This window comes from Streptomyces sp. NPDC001093 (genome assembly GCF_040298985.1).
In the GTDB taxonomy this organism is placed as follows: Bacteria; Actinomycetota; Actinomycetes; order Streptomycetales; family Streptomycetaceae; genus Streptomyces.
In genome coordinates, this window is the sequence record NZ_JBEPBF010000204.1 from 1 (window position 1) to 11,516 (window position 11,516).

Below are 11,516 nucleotides of genomic sequence, written 5' to 3' on the forward strand. Positions count from 1 at the left end.
CCGCCCGGGGACGCCGTGGCGACCGCGTGCGCGTCGGCGGCCGCGCGGGACTCCCCGAGGGCGCTCAGCGCCTCGGCACGCGCGTGTGTGGTGGGCACTTCGCGGGCACGCGCGCGCAGCGCCTCCTGCGCGGCGTGCCGGTCACGGCCCGCGAACAGCGCGCGGGACAGCGCGAGCGCGGTACGGCGCTCCTCCGGCGAGAGGTAGCGGTTGCGGCTGGACAGGGCGAGCCCGTCCTCCTCACGCACGGTCGGTACGGCGGCGATCTCGATGCCGAAGTTCAGGTCCCGCACCATGCGCCGGATCAGGGCCAGCTGCTGGGCGTCCTTCTGCCCGTAGAGGGCCACGTCGGGACGGGTGAGGTGGAGCAGCTTGGCGACGACGGTCAGCATGCCGTCGAAGTGGCCGGGCCGCGAGGCGCCCTCCAGTCGTTCGCCCATGGGGCCGGCGGTGATCCGGACCTGGGGGGCGCCGCCGGGGTAGACCTCGTCCACGGAGGGTGCGAACACCGCGTCCGCACCGGCCTGTTCGGCGAGCTTCAGGTCGGCGTCGAGGGTGCGCGGGTAGCGGTCCAGGTCCTCGCCGGCACCGAACTGCAGCGGGTTGACGAAGACGGTGACGACGACCTCGCCGTCCGGTCCTGCGATCTCGCGCGCGGTGCGGATGAGGGTGGCGTGGCCGTCGTGCAGGGCGCCCATGGTCATCACGACGGCGCGGCGGCCGCGGCGCACGCGCGCGTGGAGCTCGTCGGCGGTGCTCAGCAGGGCGGTGGTCATCGGTCGTTCCCCTCGGTGCCGTGAGTGCCGTTCGTGCCACCGCCGTTGGTGCCGCCGGTGCCGTCGGCCAGCACGTCCAGCAGGTCCTCGGCGAGTTCGGGCTTCAGCAGGCCGTGCGCGAGCGCCCGGTCGGCGGTCGCGCGGGCCATCGCGACGTAGCCCGCGACGGTCTGCGGGGCGTGCGTGCGCAGCTCGGTGATGTGTGCGGCGACCGTGCCGGCGTCGCCGCGCGCGACGGGCCCGGTGAGCGCCGCGTCGCCGGAGCGCAACGCGTTGTCCAGGGCGGCGCCGAGCAGCGGGCCGAGCATCCGGTCGGGCGCCTCGACGCCCGCGGTGCGCAGCAGCTCCATGGACTGGGCGACCAGGGTCACCAGGTGGTTGGCGCCCAGCGCGAGGGCCGCGTGGTACAGCGGGCGGTTCTGCTCGCTGATCCACTCCGGCTCGCCGCCCATCTCGATGACGAGGGCCTGGGCGGCCAGCCGCAGCTCCTCGGGCGCGGTGACGCCGAAGGAGCAGCCGGCGAGCCGCTGGACGTCCACGGGGGTGCCGGTGAAGGTCATCGCCGGGTGCAGGGCCATCGGCAGCGCGCCCGCGCGCAGGGCCGGGTCGAGCACCTTCGCGCCGTACCGGCCGGAGGTGTGCACGAGCAGCTGGCCGGGCCGTACCGCGCCGGTCTCGGCGAGACCGGAGACCAGGCCGGGCAGGACGTCGTCGGGGACGGTGAGCAGCACCAGGTCGGCGCGCTGCAGGACCTCGGCGGGCGGCACGAGCGGCACCTCCGGGAGCATGGTCGCGGCGCGCCGCCGGGAGGCGTCGGAGACGCCGGACACGGCCACCGGGCGATGCCCGGCGAGCTGGAGGGACGCGGCGAGCGCCGGGCCCACGCGGCCGGCGCCGACGACGCCGACGGTGAGCCGCGCTGGGCGGTCCTTGAGGTCTTGCTGGTGGACTGTACTCACGCGACGGCGGCCTTCCCGTTCCAGTCCGCTCTGGGTACCGGACGATTTCTCGTCATGTTAACGCTATCTCGGTCCGGCGCCGATTGGTCGTCCACAGGCTGTGGGTTACGCCACGTGTACGCCACGCAGCCGTGTGTCCACCCGCGCCCGGGCCCCGCCTCGGCTCTCGCGGCGTCACCACGCGTGCGTGCACCCGAATCCGGCTGCCCGCCCGGGCTCCCGCGCGGCATGATCCGCACATGACTGACACGGCGGAAACGGACGACGACCAGCGGGCGGAGCGGTCCGAGCGGGAACGGATGCGGGGGCGGCGCCGGGACGCCTTCGCCAAGGCGGAGCGTGTGCTGTGGCGCCCGGGCTTCCAGCGCACGATCCGGGAGCGGCTGGCAGCTCTCCGGGAAGCGGCACCCGAGGTGTACGACCTGGACCGGAACGCGGACATCTACGGCGACGGGATCGTGGCGGACCTGGAGGAACGGGTCGCGGGCCTGCTCGGCACGGAGGCCGCCGCGTTCTTCCCGACCGGCACGATGGCCCAGCAGGTGGCGCTGCGCTGCTGGGCGGACCGCACCGGCGACCGCGCGGTCGCCCTGCACGCCCTGGCCCACCCGGAGGTGCACGAACGGCACGCGTTCAGCCAGGTCAGCGGGTTGCGCCCGGTGCGCGTGACCAGTGAGCCCCGGCTGCCCACCGCCGCCGAGATACGCGACTTCGACGAGCCCTTCGGCGCGCTGATGCTGGAACTGCCCCTGCGGGACGCCGGTTTCGTACTGCCCACCTGGGAGGAACTGACCGAGGTCGTCGAGGCCGCGCGGGAGCGCGACGCGGTGGTGCACTTCGACGGCGCCCGCCTGTGGGAGTGCACGGTCCACTTCGGCCGGTCCCTCGAGGAGATCGCGGGCCTGGCGGACAGCGTCTATGTGTCGTTCTACAAGTCCCTCGACGGCTTCGGCGGCGCCGCGCTGGCGGGACCGAAGACCCTGGTGGAGGAGGCGAAGACGTGGCGGCACCGGTACGGCGGCATGGTCTTCCAGCAGTTCCCCACCGCGTTGTCGGCGCTCGCCGGCCTGGAGCGCGAGCTGCCCCGGCTGCCGGACTACGTGCGGCACGCGCGCGTGGTCGCCGCCGCGCTCCGCGAGGGTTTCGCCGCGGCAGACGTCCCGTGGTCGCGCGTGCACCCCGAGGAACCGCACACCCACGACTTCCAGGTCTGGTTGCCGTACGACCCGGACGTCCTCATGGAGGCGGCGGTGCGCCAGGCCGAGGAGACGGGCACGTTCCTGTTCGCCAACCCCTGGGACCGCGGCGGGCCGGGGCTGTCCTTCACCGAGGTCGCCGTGCGCTCGCAGGGCCTCACCTGGACGGCGGACGACGTACGGGCGGCCGTCGCCGGCTTCGTCGAGCGCCTGCCCACGGGGTGATCACAGTGCGCGCGGGCGCAGCCACCGGCGCAGGGCGTACCGCACACGCCCCCGCGCCGGGCGCCCGGCGACGACCGCGCGGAAGCGCCGGTAGTCGCGCAGTTCGCGCACCAGGTCGGCGTCGTGCCGGCCGGGCGCAGGCGGCTCCGGTTCGCCGAGCACGCGGGCGCGGTGGCTGTCCAGGAGGTACTGCTGGGTGATGCTCATGGCGATCGCCTTCTCAGGACGTGAACTGATCGGTGACGGACGGGTGTCCGCTCGGGCTCCGCGGCTGCCCCGGTGTCTCCAGCCTGCTCCCGGCCGGGGCGGCTGTCCCGTGGATTGACGACCGCCGTCAATCCACGGCGGCACTGTCAGTGGCCGGGTGCACGATGGACGGCATGAGCGTGACCATCGACATCTCGGGACTGCCACCGGAGCGGGTCTCCGTCGTGCCCTCTCCACTGGCGGAACTGGGGATGGCCCTGCACGCCCTCAGCGAGCCCGGCCACCATCCCGGTCTCCAGGGCTGGGCGACCGCCGTCTCCTCCCGGCTGGACCCCTGCCTGGCCGACCGCCTGTGCGAGGCGGACTTCCTGTGGCGTACGACGTTCTCGGACGTGTTCGCCCCGTTCGCGGGCCTGCCCGGCGGCCGCGCGCTCCCCGGCGCCACCCTCGCCGAGGAACTGGACCAGCTGGACAAACTGACGGACGACCAGTTCGTCACGGCGGCCCTGGAGTTCACGTGCCAGTTGCGCTACGACGTCCAGGAGCCCGGCCCGCTCGAGGACCCGGAGCTGCGCCGGCGCTCCCTGGAACTGGCCGCCGCGCGCGGAGCCGTGCAGGAGCGGTTCACGCGCCGGCTGCTGGAGGATCCGCCGGCCGTCCGCGCCTGGTTCCGGGAGCTGATGCTCGACTGCGACGAGGCGTTCTTCGCCGACGTCTGGGCCCGCGTCCAGCCCCAACTCGCCGCGGACGCCCGGCACAAGACGGAACTGCTGCGCCACAGGGGCCTCGGAGAAGCCCTCGCGTCCCTCTCCGGGGCCATCTCGCTGGACGAGGAGGCCGCGCTCATCACGGTCGACAAGCTCCTGGTGGGCCACGCCGCCACCGGCGACGGCGGCCTAGTCCTCGTCCCGACCAGCCTGGGCTGGCCGCACCTGATGGTCCTGTACCGCCACGGATGGCAGCCCTCGATCACCTACCCGGCGAGCGGGTCCCGTCCGCAGGCCCCGTCCGTCGAGCAGCTCACCCGCCGCATGGAGGCGCTGGCCCACCCGGTGCGGATGCGGCTGTGCCGGCATCTGGCACGGGCCCCGCACACCACGAGCGAACTGGCCGACGCGCACGGCATGTCGGCGCCCCAGATATCCCGGCACCTGGCGGTGCTGAAGAAGGCGGGCCTGATCACCAACTGCCGCCGGGGCCGGTACGTCCAGCACCAGCTGGACCTGGCGGCGGTGGCCCGGCTGGGCAGCGACTTCATCGAGGGCGTCCTGCGCTGACACACCGCGCCGCAGCGGCGTCAGCCTTGACCGCGGGGCAGCCGGCGGGGCCGGGCTCAGCGGTGACTGTCGAGGCCGTCGGCACAGCCGGGTCTGACCGCCGGAATGCGCCGACACCCACCGCCACAGCCGACCACCCGTGCCCCCGAGGCAGCCGGCAGGCACGGGCTCAGCCGTGGCCGCCCGCGCGTACCAGCCCTGTCTCGTAGGCGAGCACCACGACCTGCACCCGGTCGCGCAGGCCGAGCTTGGTCAGGATGCGGCCCACGTGGGTCTTGACCGTCGCCTCGCTCAGCACCAGCCGGGCCGCGATCTCGCCGTTGGACAGGCCCTGCGCGACCAGCACCATCACCTCGCGCTCCCGGTCGGTGAGCCGCTCCAGCTCCTTGTGCTGGGGCTCCTTGCCGGTGGACGGCAGCATCGGCGCGAAGCGGTCCAGCAGACGCCGGGTGGTGGAGGGCGCCACGACCGCGTCACCGCTGTGCACGGCCCGGATCGCGCCCAGCAGGTCACCGGGCGGCACATCCTTGAGCATGAAGCCGGAGGCGCCCGCCTTCAGCCCGGAGAAGGCGTACTCGTCCAGGTCGAAGGTGGTCAGGATCAGCACCTTGGGCGGATCGGGCTCCGCGCAGATCCGCCGGGTGGCCTCCACGCCGTCCAGCTTGGGCATGCGGACGTCCATCAGGACGACGTCGACGGGCGTGGACCGCAGCACCTGCAGGGCCTCGACGCCGTCGCCCGCCTCCGCCACGACCTCCATGTCCGGCTGGGCGGCGAGCACCATCCGGAATCCGGTGCGCAGCAGCACCTGGTCGTCGACGAGCATCACGCGGATCGTCATCGGGCCTCTTTCGTTCGGGGCGGCAGGGGTGGCTTCAGGGCGAGGGTGTACAGGTGTCAACAGGGGGCGTACGGCCGCGTCAGTGCGCCGGTTTGAGCGGGAGCAGGGCACTGATGCGGAATCCTCCGCCCGGGCGCGGCCCCGCGTCCAGGGTGCCGCCGACCATGCCGACCCGTTCGCGCATACCGATCAGGCCGTGCCCCCGGCCGTCGGCGCCGCCCTCCTCGTACAGCTCGTGCGGCGCGCCCTTGCCGTCGTCCTCGACGAGCAGGCCGAGCCCGTCGTCGAAGTAGACCAGCCGGACGCTCGCGCCCGCGTTGGGCCCGCCGTGCTTGCGGGTGTTGGTGAGCGCCTCCTGCACGATCCGGTACGCGGTCAGCTCCACGCCGCTCGGCAGCGGGCGTGGGGTGCCCTCGACCTTGAAATCGACAGGGAGGCCGGAGCTGCGGCACTGCTCGATCAGCTCGTCGATCTGCTCGACGTCGGGCTGCGGAACGTACTCCCCGCTCTCCTGGTGCTCTCCGGTGCGCAGCACGCCCAGCAGACGGCGCATCTCGGCGAGGGCCTGGCGGCCGGTGGACGAGATCGTCTCCAGGGCCTTCTTCGCCTGGTCGGGAGCGGTGTCGAGGACATACGCGGCGCCGTCGGCCTGCACCACCATCACCGACACGTTGTGCGCGACGACATCGTGCAGCTCGCGCGCGATGCGGGCGCGCTCGGCGGCCACCGCGACCTTCGACTGCGCCTCGCGCTCCTTCTCCAGGCGGGCCGCGCGCTCCTCCAGCTGGGCGAAGTAGGCGCGCCGGGTGCGCATGGAGTCACCGAGCACCCAGGCGAGCGCGAAGGGCACCGTCTGGAAGACGACGAGGGCGATCTGCCCCAGAAAATCGGTGTGCTCGTTGGGCCAGCGGATCTGCGCGAGGGGCGCAGCGATGAGGCTGGCGGCGAGCGCGAGCCGGGAGGCCCAGCGCGCGCCGACCGTCGCCACCGTGTAGGTGATCACCAGCATCGCGAAGTCGGCGACGGTCGTCTCGACGTCCACCACCAGCTGGGCCAGACCCGTCGCGAGGGCGACCAGCAGCATCGGCTCCGGGAAACGGCGGCGCAGCGCGACGACGACGCACAGGACGGCGGACACGGCCATCCCGCCGGGGAGCGTCATGTGGTGACCGGGCACCCCGTGGAGATTGACCACGCTCAGACCGGACAGCCCGAGCAGGACGACGGCCCAGAAGGTGTCGACCCAGGTCGGGTGGCGGCGGAGGAAGTCGTAGAGGCGCTGCACGTAACCCAGAGTAGGGAAAACGGATGCGTGCAGGGGTCAACCGGAGGGCCGATCCGCGCCAGGGGCGCGTACTCCGCAAGGTGGAGGAAGTGATCATCTGTGTGCCTAGTCTGTTCCGGTGACGGATGAGACGGCGCGGGAAGCGGAACGGCGCCCCGGCGACGGAGAGGGCGGCCGGCGCGGCCGACGCGGCTGGCGTGCGGCGACCGAGGCGGCGCTGTACGGGCCCGGGGGCTTCTACCGCCGCCCCGAGGGCCCGGCCGGTCACTTCCGTACGTCCGTACACGCCTCGGCGCTGTTCGCGCAGGCAGTGGCCCGGCTGCTGTGCCGGGTCGACGAGGCGCTGGGACGGCCCCCGGCACTGGACTTCGTCGACATGGGCGCCGGGCGGGGCGAACTGGTCACCGGGGTGCTGGCCGCCCTGCCGGCCGATGTGGCCGCACGCGCGCGTGCATACGCCGTCGAGCTCGCCGACCGCCCTGTCGGGCTGGACGAACGCATCACCTGGCTGGACACGCCGCCGCCCACCGTCACGGGGCTGCTGTTCGCCAACGAGTGGCTGGACAACGTGCCCGTGGACGTGGCCGAGGTCGACCCCGCGGGCGTGCCCCGGCTGGTGCTCGTCGCCGACGACGGCACCGAGCGGCTCGGGGCCCCGGTGACCGGCGCGGCGGCCGACTGGCTCGCCCGATGGTGGCCGTTGCCGGCCGAGCAAGGCTTGCGCGCGGAGATCGGACTGCCCCGGGACCTGGCGTGGACTTCGGCGGTGGCGCGGGTGGTGCGCGGGCTCGCGGTGGCCGTGGACTACGCGCACACCGCCGACACGCGCCCCCCGTTCGGGACGCTCACCGGCTTCCGGGAGGGGCGCGAGACGGCGCCCGTGCCGGACGGGTCGTGCGACATCACGGCCCACGTCGCGCTGGACGCGTGCGCGGCGGCCGTCACGGCGCACACACCCTCGGAAGCGCCCCACCGCACGACGCAGACGCCCGGGGATGCGACCGGCAGGCCCGGGGAGACGGCGCACACGCCCACCGAGACGGCGCGGGCGCCCTCGCGCACGGCGCGCGTACTGCCTCCGGCGCGCCTCCTCACGCAGCGCTCTGCTCTGCGCGCCCTGGGCGTCACCGGCGCACGCCCCCCGCTCACGCTGGCCGCCGCGGACCCCACGGCCTATGTGCGCGCCCTCGCGAGCGCCGGGGAGGCCGCCGAACTCACCGCGCCGGGCGGCCTCGGTGACTTCGGCTGGCTCGTCCAGCCGGTTGGGATTCCGGACCCGCTCGCCTGAGCCGGCCGCTCGCCGAGGACCGTCCTACTTGTCGATGTCTCCGACCACGAAGAACATCGAGCCCAGGATGGCCACCATGTCCGCCACCAGCGTCCCCGGCAGCAGCTCGGTCAGCGCCTGGATGTTGTTGTACGAGGCAGAGCGCAGCTTCAGCCGGTACGGCGTCTTCTCGCCCTTGCTGACCAGGTAGTAGCCGTTGATGCCGAGCGGGTTCTCGGTCCACGCGTACGTGTGCCCCTCGGGCGCCTTCAGCACCTTGGGCAGCCGCTGGTTGATCGGCCCGGGCGGCAGCTCGGCGACCCGGTCCAGGCAGGCGTCGGCGAGGTCGAGCGCGTTGTGGGTCTGGTCCAGGAGCACCTCGAAGCGGGCGAGGCAGTCGCCCTCGCTGCGGGTGACGACCTTCAGGGTGTCCTGGAGACCGCCGTACGCCAGGTACGGTTCGTCGCGGCGCAGGTCGAAGTCGACGCCCGAGGCGCGCGCGATGGGCCCGCTCACGCCGTAGGCGTGCACGGTCTGCGGCGTCATCGCGCCCACGCCGCGCGTGCGCCCACGGAAGATCTCGTTGCCGAGCACCAGGTCGTCGAAGACGTCCATGCGCGAGCGCACGTCGGCGACGGCGGCACGCGCGCGTGCGGTCCACCCGGCCGGCAGGTCCTCCTTGAGGCCGCCGACGCGGTTGAACATGTAGTGCATGCGCCCGCCGGAGATCTCCTCCATGACGTTCTGGAGCACCTCGCGCTCCCGGAACGCGTAGAACACCGGGGTGATGCCGCCCAGCTCCAGCGGGTAGGAGCCGAGGAACATCAGGTGGTTCAGCACCCGGTTCAGCTCGGCGAGCAGCGTGCGCATCCAGACCGCACGCTCCGGCACCTCCATGCCGAGCATGCGCTCCACGGCGAGGACCACGCCCAGCTCGTTCGAGAACGCCGACAGCCAGTCGTGGCGGTTGGCGAGCACGATGATCTGGCGGTAGTCGCGCGCCTCGAAGAGCTTCTCGGCGCCGCGGTGCATATACCCGATCACCGGCTCCGCGCGCACGATGCGCTCCCCGTCCAGCACGAGCCTGAGCCGCAGCACGCCGTGCGTGGACGGGTGCTGGGGCCCGATGTTGAGCACCATGTCGGTGCTTTCCGCGGCGCCGCCGATCCCGACCGTGGTCTCCGTCGTAGGAGTCATGGCCCCAGTTTCCCCTACGTACGCTGGGCCCATGGAGACGGGGAGCCCGGAGGAGACCGGGATACCGGGGGCCGAGCTGGTGTGGCGGGGGCTGCAGCCCGCCCTGATGCGGTTGCGCCGGCTGCTCGTGGTGGGGTGGACGGCAGTGCTCGCGGTCGTCACCGGGCTGCCGCTGGGCCTGCTCGTGGGGCCCGCGTGGGCGGCCTTCGCCCTGGTGCCGGTGGCCGGCGCCGCGTGGTGCTGGCGGCTGGTGGGACGCAACTGGCGGTCGTGGCGGTACGCCGAGCGCGCGGACGACCTGCTGATCAGCCGCGGTGTCCTGTGGCGCGAGGAGACGGTGGTGCCGTACGGGCGGATGCAGCTGGTCGAGGTCACCTCCGGGCCCCTCGAGCGGCGCTTCGGGCTGGCGACCGTGCAGCTGCACACGGCGGCCGCCGCGACCGACGCCACCATCCCCGGCCTGGACCCGGCCGAGGCGGAGCGGCTGCGTGACCGGCTCTCCGAGCTGGGCGAGGCGCGATCGGCGGGCCTGTGACGACCCCGGACCACGACGAGGAGATACCCGCGCCCGTGCCGGTGACCGAGCGCCGGCTGCACCCGGTCACGCCGTTCCGCCGGGCCTGGGCGCCGGTCGCCGTACTCTCCGGATGGGCGGTGCACGACCCGAACGGGACGCAGCAGCAGCTGGCGCGGCTGACCGCCACCGCGCTGCTGCTGGGGCTCGCGGTGCTGGTGCCAGTGGCCGGCCTCTACGGCTTTCTGTCCTGGTGGTTCACGCACTTCGCGGTCACCGACACCGAACTGCGCATCCGCACCGGCCTGTTGTTCCGGCGCACCGCGCACATCCGGCTGGAGCGCATCCAGGCCGTAGACGTCTCCCGTCCCCTCCTCGCGCGCGTGGCGGGCGTCGCCAAGCTGCGAATCGACGTCGTCGGCGCCGACGACAAGGACGAGCTGGCCTTTCTCGGCGAGCAGGAGGCGCGCGCCCTGCGCGCGGAGCTGCTGGCGCGCGCCGCGGGCTTCGCTCCCGAGACGGCGCGCGAAGTCGGCGAGGCTCCGGCGCACGAACTGCTGCGCGTGCCCCCTCGCGCGCTGGCGCTCTCCCTGGTACTGACGGGCGCCACCTGGGTCTCGCTGTGCGCCGCGCTCGTCATGCCGACCGTGCTCTGGCTCACCACCCACAACCTGTGGACGGTCCTCGCCACCGCCCTGCCGCTGTTCGGCGCGGCCGGCGCGCGCAGCGCGGGACGGTTCGCCGGCGAGTTCGACTGGAAGGTGAGCGAGTCGCCGGACGGGCTGCGCATCGACCACGGGCTGCTCGACCGTACGCACGAGACGGTCCCGCCGGGCCGGGTGCAGACCGTGCGGATCGTGCAGCCCCTGCTGTGGCGGCGGCTCGGCTGGGTGCGGGTGGAACTGGACGTGGCCGGGTCCGCCAACTCGGTGCTGGTGCCGGTCGCCCCACGCCCGATCGCCGAGTCGGTCGTCGCGCGCGTGCTGCCCGGTGTGACGGTGCCTCAGGAGCTGTCGCGGCCGCCGCGGCGGGCCCGCTGGTACGTGCCGGTGTGGTGGCGCGGCCACCGCCTCGCGGTCACCGGGGCGGTGTTCGCCACCCGGCGCGGTCTGCTGCGGCGCCGGCTCTCGCTGGTCCCGCACGCCAAGGTGCAGAGCGTGCGGCTGAGCCAGGGACCCTGGCAGCGCCTCTGGCGGCTCGCCGACGTCCACGTGGACACCGGGGCCGGCAAGACCGTGACAGCCCGTCTGCGGGATGCTCAGGAGGCCGCGCGGCTTCTGCACGCCCAGGCGGAGCGGTCCCGTACGGGGCGCCGGGACGCCCGTCCCGACCGCTGGATGACCGGATGACACCAGGCCCGGCTTCCCACGGGGGGAGCCGGGCCTGGTGTCCGGTACCTGTACGGTCTCAGGAAGCCGCGCTGCGCAGCCTCTGGACGTCGATCTGCTCGGTCTCGTCGTGCGCGGTCAGGTCGATGACCTGGCCGACGCCCTCCGACCGCGCGTCGGCGTCCTTGAACTCGGCCTCGGTCTCCGCCTTGTGCACGGCGAGGGCCTCCTGGCCGACGACGTCGGCGAGATCCTCGTTCTGCACGGACTCCAGCGCGGCCTTCGGCGCGTCCTTCTGGGTGCCGAAGAAGTCGAAACCGCCCTCGACCACCGGGCGCCGCGCGGGCGCGGCCGGTACGACGGCCACCGCGGTCGGCACCGTGAAGTGACCGGCGGGCGGCCGGCCCACGGGCTGGGCGGCCTCGGCCGGTGCCATGGGGGCGG

Annotated in this window: 11 protein-coding genes and 1 pseudogene; 5 read left to right on the top strand and 7 right to left on the bottom strand. The window is 73.7% G+C overall.

All coding sequences use genetic code 11. The annotated features are described in order from the left end of the window. Both panC and ABT288_RS47170 read right to left on the bottom strand, forming a co-directional pair. Window positions 1-776 (bottom strand): pantoate--beta-alanine ligase (gene panC / locus ABT288_RS47165; protein ID WP_351622450.1); only part of this gene is annotated, 776 nt, incomplete at its 3' end. Next, on the bottom strand, window positions 773-1,735 hold the full coding sequence (locus ABT288_RS47170) for a Rossmann-like and DUF2520 domain-containing protein (RefSeq protein ID WP_351622453.1): 963 nt from the start codon (window positions 1,733-1,735) through the stop codon (window positions 773-775). The genes panC and ABT288_RS47170, both read right to left, overlap by 4 nt. Window positions 1,736-1,974: 239 nt before the next feature. On the opposite strand from ABT288_RS47170, the gene ABT288_RS47175 reads away from it, so the two are divergent. After that, a complete protein-coding gene (locus tag ABT288_RS47175; RefSeq protein WP_351622455.1) occupies window positions 1,975-3,156 on the top strand; it encodes a threonine aldolase family protein in 1,182 nt (393 codons plus the stop codon). On the opposite strand, the gene ABT288_RS47180 is transcribed toward ABT288_RS47175, so the two are convergent. After that, window positions 3,157-3,363, bottom strand: a complete 207-nt coding sequence (locus ABT288_RS47180) for a hypothetical protein (protein WP_351622458.1) — start codon at window positions 3,361-3,363, stop codon at window positions 3,157-3,159. It abuts the gene before it with no gap. 173 nt (window positions 3,364-3,536) lie between these two features. Here ABT288_RS47180 and ABT288_RS47185 point away from each other — a divergent pair, with 173 nt between their 5' ends. Next, window positions 3,537-4,640 carry a DUF5937 family protein gene (locus ABT288_RS47185; RefSeq protein WP_351622461.1) on the top strand — a complete coding sequence of 368 codons (1,104 nt, stop codon included), beginning with the start codon at window positions 3,537-3,539 and terminating at the stop codon, window positions 4,638-4,640. Window positions 4,641-4,809: 169 nt separating this feature from the next. Here ABT288_RS47185 and ABT288_RS47190 read toward each other — a convergent pair whose 3' ends face one another. Together ABT288_RS47190 and ABT288_RS47195 are read right to left on the bottom strand one after the other, a co-directional pair. Continuing rightward, window positions 4,810-5,481 (bottom strand): response regulator transcription factor, encoded by a 672-nt coding sequence (locus ABT288_RS47190; protein ID WP_351622464.1) that lies wholly within the window; start codon window positions 5,479-5,481, stop codon window positions 4,810-4,812. A 79-nt stretch (window positions 5,482-5,560) separates the two neighbouring features. Continuing rightward, window positions 5,561-6,766 (bottom strand): sensor histidine kinase, encoded by a 1,206-nt coding sequence (locus ABT288_RS47195; protein ID WP_351622467.1) that lies wholly within the window; start codon window positions 6,764-6,766, stop codon window positions 5,561-5,563. 118 nt (window positions 6,767-6,884) lie between these two features. On the opposite strand from ABT288_RS47195, the gene ABT288_RS47200 reads away from it, so the two are divergent. Next, window positions 6,885-8,054: an SAM-dependent methyltransferase gene (locus ABT288_RS47200; RefSeq protein ID WP_450861769.1), complete on the top strand. Its 1,170-nt coding sequence runs from the start codon at window positions 6,885-6,887 to the stop codon at window positions 8,052-8,054. Window positions 8,055-8,078: 24 nt separating this feature from the next. Here the strand turns inward: ABT288_RS47200 and ABT288_RS47205 are convergent, their stop codons facing one another. Further along, entirely contained in the window at window positions 8,079-9,230 is a 1,152-nt protein-coding gene (locus ABT288_RS47205) for an NADH-quinone oxidoreductase subunit D (RefSeq protein WP_351622470.1), read from the bottom strand. 31 nt (window positions 9,231-9,261) lie between these two features. On the opposite strand from ABT288_RS47205, the gene ABT288_RS47210 reads away from it, so the two are divergent. Then, window positions 9,262-9,765, top strand: coding sequence for a PH domain-containing protein (locus tag ABT288_RS47210; protein ID WP_351622473.1), 504 nt, complete (start codon window positions 9,262-9,264; stop codon window positions 9,763-9,765). Continuing rightward, window positions 9,762-11,093, top strand: a complete 1,332-nt coding sequence (locus ABT288_RS47215; protein WP_351622476.1) for a PH domain-containing protein — start codon at window positions 9,762-9,764, stop codon at window positions 11,091-11,093. Before ABT288_RS47210 ends, ABT288_RS47215 begins: the two co-directional genes overlap by 4 nt. Before the next feature lie 58 nt (window positions 11,094-11,151). Here the strand turns inward: ABT288_RS47215 and ABT288_RS47220 are convergent. Then, window positions 11,152-11,516, bottom strand: a pseudogene (locus ABT288_RS47220) (hypothetical protein); the annotation flags it as partial.